Origin of the sequence: Bacillus sp. MM2020_4, assembly GCF_011250555.1 — a bacterium.
In the GTDB taxonomy this organism is placed as follows: Bacteria; Bacillota; Bacilli; order Bacillales; family Cytobacillaceae; genus Neobacillus.
Map to the genome: position 1 here is coordinate 1 of NZ_JAANMZ010000058.1, position 23,700 is coordinate 23,700.

The 23,700-nt window shown below is 38.9% G+C and carries 19 protein-coding genes and 2 pseudogenes; all 21 read right to left on the bottom strand.

Going from position 1 to position 23,700, the window contains the following annotated elements:
* Nucleotides 1–856 (bottom strand): flagellar cap protein FliD N-terminal domain-containing protein (locus tag G6554_RS22830; protein WP_166246180.1); only part of this gene is annotated, 856 nt, incomplete at its 3' end.
* Nucleotides 857–1,009: 153 nt separating this feature from the next.
* Nucleotides 1,010–1,852, bottom strand: a complete 843-nt coding sequence (locus G6554_RS22835; protein ID WP_166246182.1) for a flagellar hook-basal body protein — start codon at nucleotides 1,850–1,852, stop codon at nucleotides 1,010–1,012.
* A 25-nt stretch (nucleotides 1,853–1,877) separates the two neighbouring features.
* Nucleotides 1,878–2,744, bottom strand: coding sequence for a flagellar hook-basal body protein (locus G6554_RS22840; RefSeq protein ID WP_166246184.1), 867 nt, complete (start codon nucleotides 2,742–2,744; stop codon nucleotides 1,878–1,880).
* A gap of 58 nt (nucleotides 2,745–2,802) precedes the next feature.
* Nucleotides 2,803–3,246: a YaaR family protein gene (locus G6554_RS22845; protein ID WP_166246186.1), complete on the bottom strand. Its 444-nt coding sequence runs from the start codon at nucleotides 3,244–3,246 to the stop codon at nucleotides 2,803–2,805.
* Nucleotides 3,247–3,398: 152 nt separating this feature from the next.
* Nucleotides 3,399–4,679, bottom strand: a complete 1,281-nt coding sequence (locus G6554_RS22850) for a sensor domain-containing diguanylate cyclase (protein ID WP_166246188.1) — start codon at nucleotides 4,677–4,679, stop codon at nucleotides 3,399–3,401.
* Nucleotides 4,680–4,772: 93 nt separating this feature from the next.
* Entirely contained in the window at nucleotides 4,773–5,894 is a 1,122-nt protein-coding gene (locus G6554_RS22855; RefSeq protein ID WP_166246190.1) for an EAL domain-containing protein, read from the bottom strand.
* 159 nt (nucleotides 5,895–6,053) lie between these two features.
* On the bottom strand, nucleotides 6,054–7,634 hold the full coding sequence (locus G6554_RS22860; protein ID WP_481747931.1) for a methyl-accepting chemotaxis protein: 1,581 nt from the start codon (nucleotides 7,632–7,634) through the stop codon (nucleotides 6,054–6,056).
* Between the two features lie 42 nt (nucleotides 7,635–7,676).
* Nucleotides 7,677–8,219 (bottom strand): annotated as a pseudogene (locus G6554_RS26370) (MCP four helix bundle domain-containing protein); the annotation flags it as partial.
* Between the two features lie 25 nt (nucleotides 8,220–8,244).
* Nucleotides 8,245–8,724, bottom strand: coding sequence for a chemotaxis protein CheW (locus G6554_RS22865; RefSeq protein WP_166246192.1), 480 nt, complete (start codon nucleotides 8,722–8,724; stop codon nucleotides 8,245–8,247).
* Between the two features lie 44 nt (nucleotides 8,725–8,768).
* Nucleotides 8,769–9,194, bottom strand: a complete 426-nt coding sequence (locus G6554_RS22870; RefSeq protein WP_166246194.1) for a chemotaxis protein CheW — start codon at nucleotides 9,192–9,194, stop codon at nucleotides 8,769–8,771.
* Nucleotides 9,195–9,212: 18 nt separating this feature from the next.
* On the bottom strand, nucleotides 9,213–11,225 hold the full coding sequence (locus tag G6554_RS22875; RefSeq protein ID WP_166246197.1) for a chemotaxis protein CheA: 2,013 nt from the start codon (nucleotides 11,223–11,225) through the stop codon (nucleotides 9,213–9,215).
* 208 nt (nucleotides 11,226–11,433) lie between these two features.
* Nucleotides 11,434–13,149 (bottom strand): methyl-accepting chemotaxis protein, encoded by a 1,716-nt coding sequence (locus G6554_RS22880; protein ID WP_481747932.1) that lies wholly within the window; start codon nucleotides 13,147–13,149, stop codon nucleotides 11,434–11,436.
* 9 nt (nucleotides 13,150–13,158) lie between these two features.
* Nucleotides 13,159–13,686, bottom strand: a pseudogene (locus tag G6554_RS26375) (MCP four helix bundle domain-containing protein); the annotation flags it as partial.
* 122 nt (nucleotides 13,687–13,808) lie between these two features.
* The gene (locus G6554_RS22885) at nucleotides 13,809–14,168 is read right to left on the bottom strand and encodes a response regulator (protein WP_166246199.1); all 360 of its coding nucleotides are present in this window, start codon (nucleotides 14,166–14,168) and stop codon (nucleotides 13,809–13,811) included.
* Between the two features lie 30 nt (nucleotides 14,169–14,198).
* Nucleotides 14,199–15,323, bottom strand: a complete 1,125-nt coding sequence (gene fliY, locus G6554_RS22890) for a flagellar motor switch phosphatase FliY (protein WP_481747930.1) — start codon at nucleotides 15,321–15,323, stop codon at nucleotides 14,199–14,201.
* A 1-nt stretch (nucleotide 15,324) separates the two neighbouring features.
* Entirely contained in the window at nucleotides 15,325–16,299 is a 975-nt protein-coding gene (fliM, locus tag G6554_RS22895) for a flagellar motor switch protein FliM (RefSeq protein ID WP_166246203.1), read from the bottom strand.
* A 163-nt stretch (nucleotides 16,300–16,462) separates the two neighbouring features.
* On the bottom strand, nucleotides 16,463–17,437 hold the full coding sequence (locus G6554_RS22900) for a flagellar hook-basal body complex protein (RefSeq protein ID WP_166246205.1): 975 nt from the start codon (nucleotides 17,435–17,437) through the stop codon (nucleotides 16,463–16,465).
* Nucleotides 17,438–17,473: 36 nt separating this feature from the next.
* Nucleotides 17,474–17,917, bottom strand: coding sequence for a flagellar hook assembly protein FlgD (gene flgD, locus G6554_RS22905; protein ID WP_166246207.1), 444 nt, complete (start codon nucleotides 17,915–17,917; stop codon nucleotides 17,474–17,476).
* 16 nt (nucleotides 17,918–17,933) lie between these two features.
* Nucleotides 17,934–21,419: a flagellar hook-length control protein FliK gene (locus G6554_RS22910; protein WP_166246210.1), complete on the bottom strand. Its 3,486-nt coding sequence runs from the start codon at nucleotides 21,417–21,419 to the stop codon at nucleotides 17,934–17,936.
* A gap of 219 nt (nucleotides 21,420–21,638) precedes the next feature.
* Nucleotides 21,639–22,682, bottom strand: a complete 1,044-nt coding sequence (locus G6554_RS22915) for a protein-glutamate methylesterase/protein-glutamine glutaminase (protein ID WP_166246212.1) — start codon at nucleotides 22,680–22,682, stop codon at nucleotides 21,639–21,641.
* Complete coding sequence (locus G6554_RS22920) at nucleotides 22,654–23,493, bottom strand: CheR family methyltransferase (protein ID WP_166246214.1); 840 nt, start codon at nucleotides 23,491–23,493, stop codon at nucleotides 22,654–22,656. Before G6554_RS22920 ends, G6554_RS22915 begins: the two co-directional genes overlap by 29 nt.
* Between the last annotated feature and the right edge of the window lie 207 nt (nucleotides 23,494–23,700).

Consider the following 23,700-nt stretch of genomic DNA (forward strand, 5'->3'; position numbering starts at 1 on the left):
CTGGGACAATATCGATAGGAATATTACTTCCTTCTGGAATATCTTGATTTAAATTGATTTTCACTCCGTCATAAATAAAGCTATTTTTTGAGATAATTATCTTTGTATCATTTATTACAACGTAACCGGATTCACCATCTTTCCCGTCCGTAAAAGGTACTGTAGTAAATAAAGAAGCCGAGGCTTTAATTGCATCTGCACTTTCAACGCTGGTCGTACCATTAACAATTCCTAGCAAATCTTGAACATTGGAATCAACATCTGTTATAGTGATGGAATTTCCATTTCCTTCACCATTTGTTGTAAATAGCAAAGAACCGCCAATATTATCAACCGTAACATTCGTATCTTTACTATAGGAATTGATTTTCGCAATTACTTGATCAAATGTAGTTGTTTTATCAATACTAATTTCGATTGGTTTGCTATTTAATGTAAAAGATAAATTAGTAATTGTACCATCGGAATTTATTAGGTCTGTTCCATTTTTAAAATTAGTGCCAAAACTAACTGATCCAGCCTTAGCAGGCTCTGCCATATCAACCCCAGAAATAGTGAAGTTCATATGTGTTGATTTTGTTGACATCGAAACACTTACCCTTGGGTCACTCGAACTTACCTTTTGAGCAGACGCAAATGTCCCCTCTAGCCGTAAATCCTCCATCGCACTCCGAAAACTAGCGATTTTCGTATTAATTTCCCGGTAAGCATCCGTTTTCCAGGTGTTAAGTGTTTTTGACTGCATCAATTTATCTAATGGTATTCTGTTAACCGCCATCATACTGCTAACCATTTTTTCAGTATCCATCCCGGAAGCTAGTCCAGATATATGTGTTGTCAAGTTCACACTGACCATTCTGTTTCCCCCTTCATTAAAGTGTTATCTACTAGGACTTTTCCATCACTATGAATCTTCTATATTCATGTATCGGTTATATCCCATAAAAGTTAAGTAAATATGTAAAAAGACCGCGATCACCCACAGGTGAGGCGGCCGTAGCTTACTCAATCACTTCAAAATACTATTCGCAATCCCATTCATCTGATCTGCATACGATACCGCTCTGGCATTCATTTGAAAGTTCCGCTGGGCCATCATCAATTCCGTCATCTCAGTCGTTAAATCGACATTCGAGCCCTCAAGGAATCCGGTTGAAATTTGTGTCATTCCCGCAGGCTGCACCGTCACAAAATCAGCCACATTCCCCCCGTTAGGCAATGCCGCTGGGTCAATCGCAAATTCATTCCCTCCGGCATTACGAAGGATCGATGGATTTTGAATATCAACAAGTCCCACTCGCTGCGCTGAGGTAAATGATGCTTCTAAACCATTTTTATTTTTCAAATTAATTTGCCCGCTGGAGTCAATATTGACATCATACTTCGCATCGAGCTCAATCGGTTTGCCAGTTTGATCCAGCAAATAGCCGCCATTGGCATTAGCTAAAAAGTAACTATCGGGATTAGCAGGATTCGGGCTTAAATGAAAGCTTCCATCACGCGAATAATGTACTTCACCGGAAGCAGGCTCGCCAACTTGAAAATAGCCGTTCCCTTGGATCATAAAATCAAATGGATTTCCCGTTTCAATTGCCTGTCCCTGCTGAGTATCCAGCTGGGTTAGACCAGAACGAGCACCATAGCCAACGCGAAGGCCATTAGGTGTTAACCGGCCGATTTCTTGATTCGACTTAGTCTGGTTATTAATTTGATTCGCTAAAATTTCCGAAAAACTATGATCCCTGCGCTTATACCCTGTTGTATTCACGTTCGCTACGTTATTTGCCGTAGTATCAATTTTTTGCTGGAATGCATTTAGTGCACCGGAAGAAATATATAATGAAGTATTCATCTGTTTAGCTCCTGTTCTTCCTCAATTATCCGTTTAGTTTCCCAACAGAACTCAACTGCTGTAAGGATTGATCATACACAGAGATCACCTTTTGATTGGCTTCATATCCACGGACTGTCAGCATCATTTCTGACATCGTTTGCCCGGCATCCACATTCGATTGCTCAACATATCCTTGTTGTAGGGAAACTCCGGGATTCACCCCTCCGGCATCCTGAATAAACGGTGCCTGTGTATCAGACTGATAAACATTGCCGCCAAGCCGGCGAAGCTCGAATGGATTTTGCACCACTGCAATGCCAATTTGGCCGACATTCGCCGAATTTGCCATGATTTGACCGTCTGCACTAATCTGCAAATCCTCTTTCCTGGTCCCATTCGCAAGTTGAATGGGCTGATGATTCGCCCCTATCACACGATAACCATCCGCAGTCACCACATTGCCATTCCCATCCAAATCAAACTTTCCGTTCCTAGTGTAACCCACTCCACCATCAGGCAGCTGAACAGCAAAAAAGGCGGTAGGCTTTATTATGCGTCCATTTACATTTTGCATCGGAATTGCTTGGTCATCAATGGCAACATCAAGCGGCATGCTGCTTTGTACTAATGACCCTTGTTGAAAGCTTGGAATCCGTTCCTGTGCATACACCCCTGTTGAGAGTTCACCAATCGGAACAGGCTGCCCTGGTATCTGCGTGGTACCGGATGCATTCCCATTTTCATTAAAATCTCGTATTCTAGTCATTAGTAAATTAGGAAAAGCACGCAGCACGGTATCATCTTTCTTAAAGCCTGGCGTTTGCGCGTTAGCCAAATTATTGGCTAGTGCCTCTTGCTTCCGCTCCAATGAATACATCCCTGATGCAGCAGAATATAAACCTCTTATCATATTTCTAACTCCTTTCTGAACCAACCACTATGAACGTTCGCTGTATGATCCATTCCATCTACGTATATAAATTAAGCAATAACCCTTTCATTTCCCCAATTCGTTCCAAAAGAGTTAAACCTGACGTTTGTTGATTTAACACATGGTCGGTTAATTCGATCAATTTACGATCGAGCACCTGAATCGTTTTTAGCGTTTTGTTGCCGCCGTACATGTCCCAGCTTTCAGTTTGATGCAAGGCCAACCCGTTCTTCGTCACTTCTCCCATAAACTGTTTCACTAGATCCTTATATTTCTGTAGCTCACGAAAGGTTGGATTGTCAGATAATTGCTGGCCTTGCTGATCAATATCCTCCAGCAGCTTATGTAGATAATCCTTCGTTAGATCCTTCGAATAGGAGCTAATAATTTTTTGAAAAGCGGCTTGATTGGCATTGGATCGCTCCGCTCCGGCTGGCCGGGGATCACCAATATTGACTCTTACCGGGTCTTGTATCTTCAAAAGGAGTCATCCTCACATTCTTCATCAAAATCTATCAAGTAATAATCAAAATGATGCTTTTATTATACTTCATCTGCATCAAAATTTCATTACTAGTTAAAGCGAAATATTATGGTATACTATAAAAAGCCCTTATCTTAGTTGATAAGAGCCTAGGATAAATCTTCCGTTAACCTAGAATAGATCTGAACATTGTTCCTGCCTGATTCCTTCACCACATAAAGGGCATTGTCCGCATGTTTTAATAGTTCATCACTAGTGGTACCATCAGTCGGATAAAAAGCAATGCCCATGCTTAATGTCATTTGTATGACATGCTCCCCGAATTTCCATGGTTCCTTTAATGAAGCAAGAATACGTTTCGCAATAATGAGTGCATCCTCTTCATCAATCAGCTCAGATAGGATGATGGTAAACTCATCACCGCCATGACGCGCCAATGTATCGGTTTCACGCAGTTGATTTTTTACTCGCAGCGAAAATTCTAATAAGAGTTCATCGCCAATATCATGACCATAGGTATCATTAATTCGTTTAAAATGATCCAAATCAATAAACAGGACAGCAAACTTTCGGTTGTACCGCTTCCCTTCTTTAAGGGCCTGCTCTAATTTTTCCTTAAAAAGTCTTCTGTTGGGAACACCTGTTAACGCATCATGGAAACTTAAGAACTCCAATTCCTTTTGGTAGTTCTTCCGTTCCGTAATTTCACGCCCCACCAACATCATATGTTGGAAGTTTCCGTCCTCATCAAACATAGGTGTCCCTTTCAACTCAAGCCACACATCATATCCCGATGGATGGATGCGATGGATTTCACGTGTAAACGCCTTCTGAGTAAGAACCATGTTGACAAACGTATCTTTAAAACCTTCATCTACAACGCCATCTGGCTGATGAAGCACCCATTTTCCGATATATTCTTCTGCATTATAACCCAATACCGTCTTGTGTGAAGGTGAGGCATATGTGACCACACCATCTAAATTAAGCAATTGGATTAAATCTAGCGAATTATCAGCTAGAAGCCGGTATCTTCTTTCACTATCTCTTAGTGAATCCTTCGCCTTATAAAATTCAGTTAAATCTTTCACGATACAGAAATAGCAGATGATCTTATGTTGAGACTTTAATGGAATGCACTTTACTTGTAGGTGCAAAACATTCCCCTTTTTGTGATAGGCGTCGATTTCATCCTTATACGGTATTCCTTGCACTGCTTTTTTAAAGTGAGTAAATACCCTTTTTTGTTTAGAAACGATTACCCTCCGGAAGTGAATCCCTAGCGCTTCCTCAACCGTGTAGCCAAGTATTTCCACTGCCTTTCGATTTAACTGAACAATTCTTCCATCTACTGAAAAAACAAGTACAGCATCGGGATTTTCCTCCACAATAGATTGGAATAGTTCATTAGAACTTTCATTAAGTGTCATAATCGTTAACACTTCCCTTTGATAAATCCATACGGTATAACATTCATACTCTTTTCTCTGTTCTTAGAATATAAGAAAAGTTGACGATTTATTTTAGCTGCTATTATCACTTTGCGCAATTGTTAATACCTCATGTAAAACTTCTTCTATCCGCTGAACTTCATTTAGTAGATTTTCAGAAGGAATGGGTGATTCTATTTCTAATTTCTGAATCAATTTCTTAATAGAAATAAGAGGATTACTCAAATCCTGCGTAAATTTGAGAAGCTTGTCTTCAATCAATACCATTTTTGCCTTAATACGTTGTAAAGATTCTTCCATTTGTTTTTTTTCAATACCTGTACTAAAAAATTCCTGCGAGGCGTTTTCCATCATTTCATCCGTAATATTTTTATTCATTTGCCCTTGAAGAATCCCTTCCCGATCAATAAATTCCTCAATATCATTAAAGAAATGTATCAATTCTTCTGGGGGTAATGGTTTACTAAATAAGTATCCCTGTCCTTGATTACACAGATTTTCCTGTAAAAAATTGAGTTGATCCTTTGATTCAATTCCTTCCGCAATGACACCCATTTTTAATTGATGTGCCATGGCAATAATCGTTTTCACGATCGTGGTATTATTGGAATTGGACGTACAATTTCTGATAAATGATTGATCTATTTTTATTTTACTAATAGGAAATTCCTTCAAGTAAAAAAGGGAACTAAATCCTGTTCCAAAGTCATCCAAACTTATTTGCAAACCGATGCTTTTAAGTTCCCTTATGATCGGTAGAACAAATTCTGTATCTGCCATCATACTTTCCGTAATCTCTAGCTCCAAATATTCGGGTGATAATTCGGTTTCCTGTAATATATCACGAACAACATCAACAAATGCCGGCTGACAAAGTTGACGAATAGAGAGATTAACAGACATGACGATTGGCGTGTAGCCCGCATCCTGCCATGCCTTATTTTGCAAGCACGCAGTCCGTAAAACCCATTCGCCCATGGGGATAATAAGTCCTGATTCCTCCGCAAATGGAATAAAATCAAGCGGTGGGATGAGTCCCTTGTTCGGATGCTGCCAACGGATTAGCGCCTCTACACCCATAATTTTACCAGAAATTAAATTTAATTTCGGCTGATAATTGAGTAGGAATTCCTCTCGTTCAAGCGCTTTCTTTAGATCGGTTTCTAATTGAGATGATTCATATGTATGTCGCACAATCTCCTTTTCACCACCATATGTATGTTTAAGACTTGCGATTAATCAGTAATTTCCCATTGAACTTTTTATGATTTTACCTTAATCGAATCAATTCTTAACCAACCGATTCGATTAAGGTTTCTGTACTAAATAGTTTTTTTGAAATGGATAGATCCCTTAACTTAGTTTTTCAACCTCTTCTTTAACATTTGAAATGGCAGTGACCACTTCTTTCACTTCTTTCGCTTGCATTTCCATTCCAGAGGATAATTCGGCACTCTGCTCAATAACATGCTCAACTTCTGATGCAATCTCTTCGCCATATTTCGCCTGGTTGGCGGTAGCGACTGTCATTTGGTCAACCATTTCTTTGATACTATTAATATTTCGGACAATTTCTTCAGATGTCAGGGCTTGTTCCTTCGTTGCATTTGTTACTGAATTGGATTGGTTGGTTACATTTTCAACTGCTATAACAATCGCACGGGCACCATCTGCTTCCTCACCAGTTGCAATAATAATTTGTTGCACTTGTTCTTGAATTTCAAGAATTCCTTTTACGATTTCCTCGGCGGTGATTGATTGTTCTTTTGTGGAATAAGCCATTTCCGTCGTCCGCTTCATCGTAAACTCAACGGCTCTCTCAAAATACTCGCTATTCTTTGTTTGTTCATCCGTTTCGTTGGCAATTTGGTTCATTTCTTCTGTTACTTCAATAATTCCCTGGTAAATCTTTTGAATAGCCTGATTTGTTTTTTCGGCTAATTCATTACCTACTCTTACTTTATCTGAACCATCTTGTATCGATGTAACGGCAACCGCTGTCTCCTGTTGAATTCCTTTGATGCGGATAGCAATTTCTTTTGTCGCTTTTGCAGAACGTTCCGCAAGTTTACGAACTTCATCCGCAACAACGGCAAACCCTTTTCCATGTTCCCCGGCTCTTGCCGCTTCAATCGCTGCATTTAGTGCCAATAGGTTTGTTTGCTCTGCGATATCATCAATCACCTTAATGATGCTGCCAATTTCTTCGGAGCTTTTTCCAAGGCTTTCAATCACATCACTTGCATGATTGATGACATGTGAGATTTCCTTCATGCCATTTAATGTTTCATTTAATGAAGATGTCCCCTCAACCGCATCATTTTTAACTGAGGAGCTGAGCTCATTAACCGTTTGCACACTATCTGCCACTTTTCGAATGGAGGTAACAATATCCGTTACGGCTTTAGATGTCTGATCCGCCGTACTGTTTATATTCTCCGCACTTTCATATACACCTTTTATCGATTTGCTCATTTCTTCAATCGCCGCTGAGATTTGTTCGACACTTGCCCCAACCGTACCGGCGCTGCCAGCCACTTGCTCAATGGAAGCCATCATTTCTTGGATGGCCGAGGAAGTTTCCTCTGCAGAAACGGATAAAAGATTGGCGTTCCCTGCTACTAAATTAACCGACACGCTCATTTCTTCAATTGCTGCTGAAATTTCATCCACACTTGATGAGGTCATATTGGTGTTGCCTGCTACCTGCTGAATCGAGGACACTAATTCACTAACAGAATCATTGGTCTTTTTCATCCGGGTATCAAGGTCCTGTGAACTTGCTGCAGATTCATCGATTGATTTCTTAATTTCAGAAATGGAAGTCATCGTTCTATCCACATTGTTCTCCACCTCTTTTACAGAGCGGGCAATTAGTTTTGTAATAAAGAAGGAAACCATGATGCTGAATAGTCCTGCAATAATGGATACCATGAGAATTTCTTTAATATAGGCTGCCGAATTATTTTCGGCATCTTTGACTGCCGTATTGGTATGTTCACGAGAATTATTTGCGAATGTATTAAGGGCTGCTGTTGCGTTATCTCCCCGAACCTTTAAATCGTCCAATTTGTCGTGAAGTGCATCATAATCATTATTTTTCGATTCTTCTATTAAAGATGGAATAATGGCAACGTATTGCTCAAAGCTTTTACTGAAATCATTCAATAACTTTTTATTATCACTAGGAAGAGGCATTTTTTCCATCTCTTTAATATCTTTTCTTACCTTTACGGTTTTTTCTCTAATATAATTTTCTGTTGCTGATTTCTCCGCTGTGTCACGGAGAAACGCATGCTGATTCACATAGCGATGGATACCGGTTACTTCTTCCCGCATATTTCCAATTAGTTCTGTCTTAGGAAGTTGTGTTTTTCCTATATTCTGAATATCTTCCTTTAAATGATTGATGCTGTTATACGCCACAATGGAAAGTGATGCAAAAAATACAATCACAATAATATGACTTACCCATTGTTTTACATTCATTGAAACGTTATTTGACAGTTTCTTAAACATCTATTTACCCTCTCCAATTATTCAACTATAACGCTTTGATTATTTCTTTCAGTTCATCTAAGTTCGTAGTATTTTCCAGCAATGTTTCCATATCCAGTAAAATAATCAAACGGTCATCTAATTTGGATACACCTTTCAGATAAGAAATATCCGTCTCTCCCATAAGGCTTGGCTGTTGAATGGTTTCCGGTGCTAGATCCGTTACATCTGTGGCTGCGTCAACCACAACCCCAATCTCTTGATCACCAGAGACCTTAACAATGATGATTCGCGCTGTATCCGTTGAAATATGTGATTGGTCTGTTAACGCAGAGCGCATATCCACCACTGGAATGATCACATCCCTGACTGTCGTAACCCCCAAGACATGCGCTGGACGATTAGGATAAGTATTGATTTCCTGCATTCGCTCAATGGAAACAACCTGATTAATATGAACTCCGTACTCCTCAAGACCTACTTTAAATATCAGTACTTTACAATCCTGAACCATAAATTGCTCCATTAAAAGAACCTCACTTCATTGAAAAATTTCATAAATACTGCACACTAGATTACCTCTTCTGTTCTCAATAGCTCTTCTACATTTAATAAGATGATGATCCTGCCATCAGATATGGCGATACCCTCGAAAAATTCGGAATGTACGGCACTGGAGGATTCAGATTCGATTGCCTCTTCTGCAATGTCAATCACATCGCTAATTTGGTCAACAATCAAACCTACCTCTATTTCCTCGACTTTCGTGATAATCAATCGTGTAAATTTTGTATAGGTTGCTTGATTAAGGGTAAGTTTGCTGCTTAGATCCAGCACAGGAATGACATTTCCACGAAGATTTATCACACCTTTTACATAGATCGGGGCATTAGGAACCCGTGTGATCGGAAGGAGCTGTTCAATCGACTGTACATACTGAATGTCCAATCCGTACTCTTCCTCATTCAGTTTAAAGGCGACAATTTTTCTATTCATTGAAAAGCTTCACCCTTTCTAATTAAATAATTGATTCGTATCCATAATTAATGCTACTTCCCCAGTGCCAAGGATGGTTGCCCCAGAGATAGCAAATAGGTTGGTCAAGTAGTTCCCTAACGATTTCAATACGACCTCTTGTTGTCCAATGACCGAATCAACCACAAGGCCCTTCAGCTTGTCTCCTTTACGGGCAATCACAACTAATTGCTGTTCAGGGTCGGTGTCGGTTTCAGCAGTTGGTACTTTGAAAATATCGTTTACCTCCACAAGAGATACAACTTGATCTCTAAATTGGATTACTTTTTGTCCATAAAGAGTGGTGACCTGCTCTCCTGAAACTTCCGTTATTTCCAAAATGGAACTAAACGGAATTGCATAGGTTTCTTCTCCTGCTTTAATTAACATCGCATTGATGATGGATAATGTTAACGGCAATTGAATTCGGAAGGTAGACCCATGGCCAGGGACGGAATCAATGCTGATCTCCCCACTTAACGATTCGATTTTTGTTTTCACCACGTCAAGGCCGACACCGCGACCAGAAATATCCGAGATTTTATCGGCAGTGCTAAATCCGGACGAGAATAGGAGTGCAAAAACCTGCTGATCGGTTAGCGAATCAGCTTCTTTCTGGGTGACAACACCCCGTTCAAGCGCTTTGTTCAAGACTTTATCACGATTAATACCCTTCCCGTCATCGGCTACTTCAATAAATACACTGTTTCCACTGTGGTAGGCTTTTAGCGTGATCTTCCCTTCCTCCGACTTTCCGGAAGCGAGTCTTTCTTCTGTTGATTCAAGCCCATGATCTAATGCATTCCTTAACAAGTGGACTAACGGATCTCCAATCTCGTCAATGACCGTCCGATCTAATTCTGTTTCTTCCCCCTCCACTACTAATTGGATTTTCTTCTTCAGGTCTTTGGCAAGATCCCGAATCATCCTAGGGAAACGATTAAAAACCTGGTCTACTTGGACCATTCGCATGTTCAAAATAAGTCCCTGCAAATCTGTGGTAATGCGGGTCATATGTTCAACTGAATCGGTTAATTCACGGTCCTCTGCCTTCCTCGCGATGAGTTCCAGCCTCCCGCGGTCGATAATTAATTCACTGAACAGGTTCATCAACTGATCAAGCTTTTCAATATCAACACGGATGGATTTTGATTTATGCTTCTTTTTTACCGATGCTGGTGCGGCTTCCGCTTTATTTGTTGTTTCAGTTTGTTTCACTACCGTCTCACTAGTGTTATTCGACACTGTCAACGCTTGCTTGGTTCTCTCTAGAATTAAAACATCTGTTAATTCAGAAATTTGATTAAACTGTGATTGTATTTCAGCTTCCTCATGTTCAGATAATAGTAAAATCGTAAAAGAATCATCAAACTTCTCTGCTTCAATATCTTCTGCAGAAGGGTTGCTATGAATAATCTCCCCAAGTTCCCCTGCCGCTTGAAATACCATATAGGCCCTGATTGATTTCATCACACATTTTGGGTCTATCGATATCTTAATTTGAAAAACTTTATTTCCTAGCTTTTTTGCTTCCTCTATCATCGATTGTTCAAATGTATCCAATACAAACTCCTCGGCAACAGCAGTGGCTGCCACTTCTGGTAAAGCCTGACCCCCCATAGCTTGAATACTAGAGGGATTATGAATCATTGTCAGCTGACGAACGACTTCTGTTACATCTGCTTTTCCATCCCCGCCTTGCTCTATGCTATCTATCATTTTTTCAATTAGATCGACACATTGAAAAATGACGTCCATTATTTCGTTCGTAATGGTTAATTTTGCGTTACGCACAAGATCCAATACATTTTCCATTTCGTGTGTTAATGAAGCAAGATCTTCAAAGCCCATGGAAGCAGACATTCCCTTTAGGGTGTGTGCGGATCGAAAAATCTCATTCACGATTGATAGGTTTTCAGGTTCAGCTTCGAGTTTTAATAATTCATCATTTATTGATTGCAAATGTTCTTTTGATTCTTCAATAAATAATTCCAAAAAATCATTATATTCCATTTCAAACTCTCCTCAAACTGGCAATAGTTCTCCGATTAATAACAAGACAAAAACCTTTTGATGAATGAATAATCTATTTTTATCTTAGCATAATTTCCATCATCAGAATCAAACTTTTTTGAGACTTTTGGACTATTTCATATAATTTTTTACATTCTGATGGTAAAACGCCTTCGCGTGTGCTAGCGAAAGCGTTTTTCTATCAAAATTATTTTAGTTTTTTGATTTGGCGACTGACGTCCTTAATTGAGGTAACGACCTCTCCGACTTCTTTTGTTTGTATTTCAATCCCACTATTTAATTCTTCTGTTTGTTTGCGGACGTTTTCAACCACAATGGAGATCTCTTTACCGTACCTTGCTTGGTGATTCGCCGCTTCAGTGATCTGTATAACCCTATCCTTCATACTGTTAATATTCCGGACAATTTCTTCAGCCGTAAGTGCCTGTTCCTTGGTAGCATTGGTTACGGAATTTGATTGATCTGTCACGCTTTGGACTGCCTCAACAATCGCAAAACTTCCTTGGGCTTGTTCAGCAGTTGCGATAGAAATTTGTTCAACCTGGGTTTTAATATTGATAATTCCTTTGACAATTTCTTCTGCTGTAAGCGCCTGTTCATTCGTAGAATACGCCATCATGGCTGATCGCTTCATAGCCGTTTCAATGGAATCGGCAAAAAGTTCACTATTCTTTGATTGTTTTTCTGTTGCAATGGCAATTTGTTTCATTTCTTCGGTAACTAAGGCAATGCCTTCCGTAATTTTGGTAATAGCTGAATTTGTCTGATTCGCCAATTGATTTCCGGCTTTTACCTTTTGTGCACCATTATTGATGGCAGACATGGCAACGGTTGTTTCAGCTTGAATTCCCTGAATAAGAGTGGCGATCTCATTTGTTGCTTTTACGGAACTTTCAGCTAACTTTCTAACTTCATCCGCGACAACAGCAAACCCTTTTCCATGTTCTCCGGCACGTGCAGCCTCAATAGCTGCATTAAGCGCTAATAGATTTGTTTGATCAGCGATATTATCGATCACTTCAATGATACTGCCAATTTCATTGGAACTCTCTCCTAAGGTTTCCATAACCTTACTTGCTTTGGTAATAACCTCAGAGATTTCTTTCATGCCCTCTAATGTTTCTTTCAAAGAAGCAGCACCCTCAAATGCATCATTTTGAACAGTGTTGCTGAGTCCGTTCACTTTATTTACACTGTCAGCTATTTGCTTAGTCGATTTAACCATGATCTCGACCGATTCATTCGTTTGTTCCGACCTCTCAGCCAACATTTTTGCGTTATCACTGACATCATTTATCGATTTACTCATTTCTTCGATGGCGGCGGAGATTTCATCAACATTGATATCTACACTGCCGATGTTCATTGCCACCTGTTCAATCGAAGCCATCATTTCCTGAATTGCAGCAGAGGTTTCTTCGGCAGATGATGTAAGAATACCCGTGCTTTCAGAAACAATATTAATAGATGCACTCATTTGTTCTATTGCTGCAGATACTTCTTCCACGCCAGAAGCCGTAATATTCGTGCTTTCTGCAGTTTGTTGAATAGAAATGACAAGTTCACTAACAGAATCATTTGCTTTTATCATGGAGGTATCTAATACCTGTGCACTTGCAGCTGTTTGATCAATCGATTTTCTAATCTCGGTAACAGAGTGGGTGGTAGTATCTACATTTTCCACTACTTTACGAACGGAGCGTCGGATTAGAGTTGTAATCAGAAAGCCGACAAGCAAGCCCCAAAATATGGTCCAAATGGAAGCGATTGTTATTTGTAAACTGGAATTTCCCGCATCCTGTTTTGCTTTAGTAACAATCTTCTTGTTTCTTTTTTCTATGCTATCTGCAAATTTATCAAGGGAGATCATCGTTTTACTTCCGAATGCTGTTAATATCCCCATTTGCCCATGAATTTCGTCAAAATTGTTGGTTCCCGATTTTTCATAAAATGAAGGAAGAAGGCCAACATATTTTTCAAAGTTACCATCAAATTCCTTTAATGCTTTTTTATTATCATCGGTCAAGTTATATTGCTGCATTTCTTTTGTATTGTTATGAACCTTTTGGGCCTCCACTTTAATGAAACCTTCAATATTTTTTTTGGTTTCTGGGCTTTGTTCATATGCATGCATTGCCGCATACATCCGGATGTTTGTGACCTCTTCTTTTAGGTTCCCTATCATTTCAATTTTGGGCATTTGCTTCATTCCAAGCGTATGTACATGGTCATCTAATAAATTTATGTTTTTATAGGATACAATAGTGATCGTCACTAAGAATAATAATACTAGAACAAAACTGCCAAATAGTTTAACAAACATTGGTAGTTTCCCAAACCAAAAATTAACTTTCTTTATAATTTTCATATCCCCTATTCTCTTCTTCTTGGGAATATTGTCGGATGTTCCATTACTCTTATTCGGTAATTTACTAAACATTCATTTCCCTCCTTTTGCCAAATTTGCTGAGTGTTCAAAAAAAAAGCGAGAGGTTCGAACCCACTTTATACAGTTCACTTCCCGCTTCTCCTATTCAAAGTCTTATTCTATAAATATGATTATTACCCTAATACTTTTGTAATAGATTCAATGACACGGTCTGCTTGGAATGGCTTAACAATAAAATCCTTAGCACCCGCTTGGATAGCCTCTAACACCATTGGCTGCTGCCCCATTGCTGAACACATAATGATTTTAGCCTGCGGGTTAACGGCTCTAATTTTCTTCACCGCGGTAATTCCGTCCATTTCAGGCATGGTAATGTCCATTGTTACAATATCGGGCTGTACTTCCTGATATTTTTCAAATGCATCTTCTCCGTTTACGGCCTCTCCGACCACTTCAAGACCATTTTTAGTTAATATATCTTTTAGCATCATTCTCATAAATGCTGCATCATCAACGATTAATACCCTTGCCAACGTAATCCCTCCATATTGTAAAAGTTTAATTTAATTTGCCATTTTACTAATTCGATCCATAGTGCTTACAATATCTGTAATACGCACCCCAAAGTTTTCTTCAATAACCACCACTTCGCCTTTGGCGATCAATTTTTGGTTAGCTAAAATATCTACAGGCTCTCCTGCCAATTTATCCAGTTCAATGACAGCGCCTGGTCCTAATTCAAGAATCTTCTTAATCGGCATATCTGTACGTCCAAGCTCAACAGTAATCGTGAGTGGAATATCATATAACAAATCTAAATTACCTGCACCCGCACTAACTTGTGAATTTTTAGAGAACGTTGCATATTCAACCTTTTGTACGTTCGCATTTTCATTTATTGGTGCAGCGGACACATTTTGTGGCGCCTGTTGTTCCGTCATTGGAGCAGTTGCTGTTTGGGAAGCACCCGTATTCGCTTGTTGTATTATTGGTTCCTTTTTCACCGGTACCGGTTCAGCCGCTTTTGCAGGGCTAAGGATTTTATGAATCATTTCCTTTGCGAATGACAATGGAATAAACTGAACCATATTAGAATCAATAAGACTTCCTACCTTCAAGCGAAAAGAAACTTTAATAATTATTTTATCTTCAAGATCTTCTAATTTTTTCGGCGGAAATCCAAGGACATCAACTGTTGGTGGTGAAATATCCACTTTTTGACTAAAAAGCGTTGACATAGATGTGGCAGCCGAACCCATCATTTGGTTCATTGCCTCTTGAACGGCACTTAAGTGCATTTCTGAAAGCTCCGGCTCTAACGTCAATCCATCACCGCCCATCATTAAATTGGCAATGATTCTTGCGTCCTTTTCTTTTATCATTAATAAATTTTTACCACGGAAGCCAATGGTATAGTCAACGTGAACAGCCACATGCTTTTCCTGGATCAGGTCTTCCATTTGTTCCTGTTCAATAATGGAAAGTGTCGGTGTCGTAATTTCCACTCGTTGATTTAACAAAGCAGACAGAGCCGTTGTAGAGCTTCCTAGGGAAATGTTACCAATCTCCCCCAATGCATCTTGCTCCATCGAGCTTAAAAAGTCATCAATGGATAAACTCGGAGGGGTCGACTCCATTTGACTAAATAGGGCATTGATTTCATCTTGTGAAAGTGAACCTTCATTCATCTTATTCTTCATCTCCTTCAGAATCAATTACTTGGTCAATCTGAACAGCATAATGACCGTTAAGGAGACCCGGATTCGCTAGAAATCTTGTCAATTGATCTACTTTAATTTGCAGTTTCCCCGCGTCGATTCCGATTACATCCCCGATTTGCAGATTTAAAACATCAGATACCGGCAGCTTTGCTCGCCCAAGTTCAGCAATAATCGGAATAGGGACAATATCCAAGTTTTGCATGATTTTATCATGCTGGGATACATTTGTTTTTGACATTGTTGAAAGCCATTGATGTGTGGTTAAATTAGGCAGCATTGGCTCCACAATTAAATGCGGAAGACATAACGTCATCCTGCCAGTTGTTTCCCCAATAACTGTGCGAAAGGCTATGACGATGACTGTTTCATTGGGAGAAGCAATTTGTAAAAATTGTGGATTTGCTTCAATCCCTTCCCACTTTACATCGATATGCAGAACACTTTTCCATACCTCATGATACATATCAAAGGATTTGGCAAATACCTTTTGTAGCAGTACAGATTCTATTTCAGTTAATGCACCACTGCGTTCGGCAGGATCCCCTTGTCCACCTAACATCCTTTCTAAAACGGCATAGGCTACTTGAGGATTGATCTCCATCACCATTTTCCCGTCCATTGGTTGCACTTCAAAAACATTCAAAATGGTCCTGGATGGGATGGAGGCAATAAATTCATGGTAATTAACTTGCTCTACCAGATCTATCTCAATTTGGACGAACGTTCTAAGCTGTGTGGAAAGATCAGAAGCTAAAAGTCTGGTAAAGTTCTCATGGATCCGCGTAATGCTGCGCAATTGCTCCTTTGAATAGCGCATCGCATGTTTGAAATCATATACTTTTACTTTTTTCTTTTCTTCTGTGACATCGGATGCCTGCAGTTCCCCACTATCTAAGGCGTTTAAAAGGGCATCGATTTCTTGTTGTGATAATACATCTGCCAAAGGGCATCCCCCTAACTCTTCCCTGAGTAATAGAAGCAACTAAAAACTAATAAGAGTTCCACTTCTCATGAAAAAGAAAAGAGGGTCATCCGAGAAAATTCCCGTTTGCCTCCTCCTGACTTTTAATGAAGGGAAAAAATTGATTTTAACTAATAATAAAAGTCTATCGTTTTAAGTTTACAATTTCCTCTAAAATCGAATCAGAAGTTGTGATCGTTCTAGAGTTAGCTTGGAATCCACGCTGAGCAATAATCATCTCAGTGAATTCTTCCGTTAAATCAACGTTTGACATTTCAAGCATACCCGAGTTCATTTGACCGCCTTTATTATCTGCAATACGACTGATGATTGGTTCAGTATCGCTTGTAGATGCACTATCGGTCATTGCATTTTGTGTGACTTCAAACATGGTATTTCCAACTTTTTTCAATCCAGCTGGGTTCGGTACTACTGCCGTTCCAAGTGAGATTAATTGATCTTTAGGGGTAGTTGGCGTAGAAAGAAAATAATCAGTACCATTAAATGCCAACTGTCCACTTTTGCCATCCTCATTGACAACATTAATATATCCGTTCGTATCAATGGAGTAGGAGATAATTTTTTTAGGATTGGCTGGATCGGTTGCATCTTCATTAATTTTTATTTTCACTCTATCATATGGATCTAAGGTATTACCTGGGTTCTCTCTTACTCCGGTTACAAAAAATCCATTAGAATTAACAAGGTAGCCATCCGCATCCAATCCAAAATTCCCGGCTTTAGTCAGATATGTTGGCATATTCTCAAGTGAATATCCTGCTCCCGGAAGATTAGGGGCATCTGGTGTAAGCACAAAAAACGCATCTCCATCAATGGCCAAATCTGATCCAATATTGGTTGACATCGGACTGCCTGGAGTATGGACATTATCAATAGCTGAGATTTTTGAACCTAAACCAATTTGCATTGGATTAACCCCGCCACGTGTATCAGATGGTGGTGTTGCACCCTTAATATTTTGGCTTATAATGTCTTGAAATACTACACGGCTTTTTTTGAATCCAACGGTATTCACATTGGCAATATTATTCCCGATGACATCCATCTTTGTTTGAAAGCCTTTCATCCCTGAAACACCAGAGTATAATGATTTTAACATGATGTGTTCCTCCTTATTCTTCTTCTATTATTTTGATTATTTGGATTCGGTTGTGGTTTCCTTCATTTCAGTCACATATTCTACCGGAATTTTGTCATCGCCGACCATATAATAATAACTTCCTTCGTCCAACGATATCCCATTGACCACGCCACTCTTAGTCACAACGGATCCTTGTTCTTGCTGTAACCAGCTAATTTCTTTACCAATGACGGCGGCATGCTGACTCATTTGTTGGCCAGAGAATTTCTCAAATGACTTATTTAAATTCGTCATTTGTTCAAGGGAACTAAAGGTTGCCATCTGGGCAATAAAATCTTTATCCTGAAGGGGACTTGTCGGATCTTGGTTTGATAATTGCGTGACAAGTATTTTCAGAAAATCATCTTTGCCTAACGAGCTTTTTTGCTCAAAAGGCTTTACATTATTGAAAATCGAATTACTTTTAGCGGTATGATCTATATTTACCCAATTGCTCAAGTCACTCCGCTCCTTTCTAGGCGGTAAAGTCAATATTTGAAGAAGACTTTAGAACAGAACCTCTATAGGGAGTGGATGGGGTTTCCCTTTCCATTTCGATTCGTTCATCTTCTTTTGGCTTTTTTAATCCATTCCGCGTTAATGATTGCGAACGTTGCTCTTGTGGTGAATGAAATCCACCTTGTGAAAAGGATAGATTGGTTTGAGTCAAATCCATCGATGAAGGAGTTTGTTGAACAATCTCAAGCTTTTGTAAATTTAACCCCTGTTGTTGCAATACTTGCCTTAATTGGTGCAGTTGTCCATCCAGCGCTTCCTTTGCCTGTGATGTATCTGTAAAGATTTGAGCTGTAATTTGACCTTGCTGTGACACAATTTTTATCTCAATATGACCAAGGTGATCTGGTGTTAAAGAGAATTTCGCCTCAGCAACACCTTCCCGAAGTGGTGTAAACTTACTATTTTCGCCTATCCACTTACTCACCTCAGGAACAAATTGTGAAACTGGTAGATTTGGAAGCTTGTGTTGACCACCAGTCACATGTCTGCTTAAAGCAGCTTGAGGCAGTTGGTTCATGACACTAGTTGAATCAATTGAATGATTTCCATTTTCTACTTCCAACGAAAAATCCGTAGTTTCAGAACTAATCTCTATAGAACTCTTTGTTTCTTGAACGTTGAATAGTGATGTTTCAAGATTTGAACGATTAATAGTTTGATTAGTTGCTTGACCAGTTTGATTCTTACCCATTAATAAAGTAGATTGATTCCTTGCATTCACGTTTGGCCGGATTACCTCAGGACTTGTAACCCCACGTTTATTTCTGCTTCCACCTTGCTGCATAACCCCTAAGTTTCGTTCGGTAAAACCTTGTTCCATCATCACCGGGTTATGTTTTAAAACATCATGTTCTACAATATCGAGTTGCTGTACGATAAATCCAGCCTGCCGCAAAGACTGTTGCAATTGTGGCATTTGCTTTTCCAGGGCACCTTTCGCCTCCAAGGAATCTATAATGATTTGAGCGGCTATTTGTCCATTGTCAGAAGTAATCTTCATTTCGACACTACCCAACTCCCTAGGTATTAAGGAGAATTTGCCCATTGAAACTTCTTGAATGCCAGGCGTTATCTTTATATTTCGATTAATCCATTTGCTCACTTCCGGAACAAATTCAGAAACGAATAAATCTGGATTTACTGGAGCTCCACTCGACTCGTTCTCATTAACCACAGCCCTAGAAATCTGGTTAAACATATCAGTAGCTTCGGTAATTGACGGATTAACCGCTTCGACTGGATCCGGTTTTGTTTCACTAGAAATGTTTGTTCTAATGAAAGGAAATGTTGGAGATCCATTAAATAACGGTTCATTCCATTGATTATCGAATTGGAAAGACTTATTACGGTCCAATAAATTGTTCGACCCATTTATCGACCTGGTCATTGGTGTTTCCAAATTCTGCTGCTGTATCTCAGGTGTTTGCATCGTTCCATTCTGATGCATAATCTCAGGTTTTTGTTCCGTTCCATTCTGTTGCGTGAGTTCAGGCTTTAAAATTAATGTATCTTGATGCTTGACTAAGTTTTCAGGTCTTTTTATTTTCTGCTGATTCATCTCGGTAAAAACGTCATTTTGAATGTTGCCGTTAGTTTCTGGCCTATTTACATTCCGTTTCCCATCGTTTAGATGTTGTATCGAGGAATCCCGGTAAACAATTCCCAGCTTTTCCACATTTAATCCTCGCTGTTGTAAAACCCCTTGCAGTTGTTGCAGTTGGCCATCCAATGCTTCTTTTGTTTGTGGTGAGCTCGTTACTATTTGCGCAGCAATTTGATTAGCATTTAACGTTAAGTTGATTTCCAAGCTCCCTAACGACTCTGGAATTAAGGTATAGTTTCCAATAGTCTGTCCGTTCTGAACTGGTGCCGCCCTATAATGCGCTTCAATCCAATTACTAAGTTCTGGTACAAAATCAGAAACTGTTAGAACAGGGTGCAGTGGCTCGCTTACTGAATTGCTATTACTTCCGTCAGCTTGCAAAATAGTTTTTTCGTTTACAAATGATTCTCCCGCTTGATCTGAAATAGTTGTTAAAGGCGAACTTTCTCCACTAGGAGGGCTTGTTTCAAGAGAACGGAAAGTTGAATACTGATTAAACGAATAAGGGATCACTTGATTCAGTAATCTAGAATCATGTTTTGTATCATTTACTAGTTTCGACCTTTTCTCTGATAGTTGGTTGGGAATGTTTACATCAGGTGAATGCTCGACCTGTTTTTGAACCATTCCATTCTGGCTCACTGCCTCTGGGTTTTGCATGAAAACAGCCTGGAGCATTTTCTCTGGTTGTTGCAAAATGTGATCAGTTTGCACAATCTCCAGCTTATCCAAATTTACGCCATTCTGTTTCAACCCCTGTTTCAGATGTGGTATCTGGCCTTCAAGAATTTCTTTTCCCTTGGGTGTATTTGTTAAAATTTGCGTCGTAATTTTCCCTTGTTGTGATGCAATATCTATTTTAATGATTCCTACATCTTTTACAGGCAAAAAGATATTTGCTTCAGCGCTTATGGTTGAACCATTGGCTTCCCTTATAAAACTGTTAAGCACATCGGTTACAACTGGAATAAATTCCTGAATTGAAATAGGTTTGATCTGCTCCAGGTATGTAGGCCCCATTCCTACTCTAGGAATATCCATCTGTTGATCTATCAAATTGGCAGTCTCGTTTGTAGTTGCTTTATTTTCCGGAATCCTTAAGAAGGAGGTTGAGACCGGATTGGAAATCCGCCGTGAAATATGGTAATTTTCATTCAAATCTACTTGTGTATTCAGTGCGACCGTTTTTCCGCTATTTCTTTCCTTAGGGTCTGCACTTATTCCTTCTTTAAAACCATTACTTAATTTTCCGAATATTTCATTCGGTATCGGTTGGTTCAAAAACCTATGAAGATTAGCTTTATTTGGATCTGTTTGATCTAATTTATTTCCTTGCGAAACCGATTCATCGGCCGTCTGTACATTTGGAATCTCCACATGATCATTATCCGGGTTAAATAGTTGATAATGACTATTTACCCACTCAAACATTGATTTTTGGATACCATCCAGATTATTCGGGACATACGTATTCTCATTATTTAATTCGTCAACCTGTGTTTCATTTACTTGGGAGTTATTGGTGATTATTCCCTTGGATAAGTGTTCTTGCTGGATTCCGGCAGCCCATGCGGTTAAAATGGAATCTAATTGCTTAACGTCAACCGAATTCTGTTTCATTCCACTCTGTTGATTGCCCATCAATCGATCAATTGATATATTTTCAGGAATAAATCCTGGTTTCAACTCTGTTCCAATTGATTTATCTAAAATATTGAATAAAGAAAATATCTGATTAAAGGGAATTGTTGGTGTCTCGGATTGCAAGCCGGCTTTAGGCTTTTTAGCATCAAATTGGAATGTTTGAATTATTTTGATTAAATTTTGAGTGACATCCAAACAACCTACCCCCCTTATTTTAGTATTTGAACTCAATTAATCTACATTATACCCCATAGACTTTTTTTCGTCATGACATTTTTCACTCATTAATAAAATTATTTCCCACACTTTTTTATCACACTTTTGCCTATTTATGGATTTTGATAGTTTTTTGATAAAAAAAAGGCAGTGAATGCAATACACTACCTTCTACCTGCTACTCTTTTCATTTAATTTTTATATCAATGCCCTAATTTGGTGAAACATTTGGGTTAGTTCAAATTGCCCATCAGCATATCCTGCTTCGTACACCGATTTTGGCATACCGTAAACAACACATGATTCTTCTGCCTCAACTAACACAGTCCCGTTATTCTTTTTTACCAAACCGCACCCTTGCATGCCATCAGAACCCATCCCCGTTAAGATAACAGTTAACAGTCGATGCTTGTATATTGGAGCAATTGAAGCTAGCGTAATATCAATACATGGCTTATATAATACCTGGTCATCTGTTTGATCATCAATGGTAAATAAAATTGATCCATCTTCCCGATTTTTGAGTCGTGTTTGATAACCGGATGGTGCTATATAAATAGATCCCGCCGATAAAACCTCTTCATGTTGCGCTTCTCTTACCTTTAATTGACATAATGTATCGAACCGATCAGCCAATGGCTTCGTAAATTTTGGAGGCATGTGTTGAGCAACAACGATTGGAATTGGGAAATCCTCCGGAAAATATGGTAGAATTTTTTGTAAGGCAGAGGGTCCGCCTGTGGAACACCCTATAAATAACAGTTCAAATTGTCGAGGATTTATCCTTTTTACTTTTTTTACCTGCACCTGTGGGGACTTAGTAGGAGCTGTGCTAGGTAGTTTTCCGTTTACAATAGCTCTTAAGCGCTGTAAAAATTCACTAATTTGATGCGAATCTTTAGGATTCTTTAACAAATTATCCTTTAAGAAGAAATCTACAGCCCCGAGTTCCAATGATTGTAATGTTTCCCTAGCCCCCTCTCCTGTATGTGAGCTTAACATCACAACAGGGACTGGAGAAATTTTCATAATTTGCTCCAATGCCTGAATTCCATTCATTTCAGGCATCTCAACGTCCATGGTCACCAAATCAGGCCTAAGCCGCTGAACTTTTTCAACGGCGTCTACCCCATTTCTGGCGATGCCAACTACATGGAAACGAGGGTCGCCCTCCAGTATTTGACTAATTGCCCTTCTCATAAATGCAGAATCATCAACCACTAATATACCGTAGCGTTTCATTTTGATTAGGTTCCTTTCGATAATAAAAAGTCTTAGATGAGTCTACTTTTTGAAACCCTAATGACATTTCGGTAATTGATTCAGCATGGCCAAGAAACAAATACCCATTAGGTTTTAAATTTTGATGTAAATTTCGAATTACACGTTTGATTGTATCTTGATCAAAATAAATCAAAACATTTCTACAAAAAATGATATCTACTTCACCAATTTGAGGTAAATCATTTTCATTAAGAAGATTTAATTCTTGGAATTTAACCATTCTTTTTATGGATGCATTAATTTGATAGCCTCCATTTTCAACATTGAAATACTTTTCAAGGAGATGTTCCGGCATTCTTCGAAATGCAAACGAGTTTTTATGGTACCAACCCTGATCTGCTTTCTTAATGACCTTTTTGTTAATATCTGATCCAATAATTTCAACTGTCCCCATAGGGAACAAGCCTGTTTCCTGAATCAACATGGCAAGCGTATATGGCTCTTCGCCAGTGGAACAAGCGGCACTCCAAATCCTTAATGGACGATCTCTCAATTTCCTTTTCATCATCGGCAGTATGATTGAACAACATTCATTTAATTGGCTTTCTTCACGATAAAAGTAGGTTTCATTTATTGTTAATAATTCAACAAGGATCTCCCATTCAGATGGTGTCCTTTGCAGATAATTACAATAATCCCTATACGAAAGTCCCAGTTCTACTACTCTTTTGGAAATTTTATCTCTTAAAGATGGAAGTCGATCTTTGTAATGCAAACCACAATAATCATATATCATTTGACTTAATTTCACTAGCCCAGTATCTACCATGTTATCACCCTATGCTGCCTTTTTGCTTCAAACAAAAAAGCTGTTAGTATCGAACAAAACTTTGTTCGATTTACAAAAAATAGTTATTCACGTAATTTTATTCCAATACTATAAAATTATAGAATTTTTTGATTTGAGTCAAATATTAATTTTAATCCCATCATTGAATGATTACTGTATCAAAATTCCTGTTACATCCCTTAATAG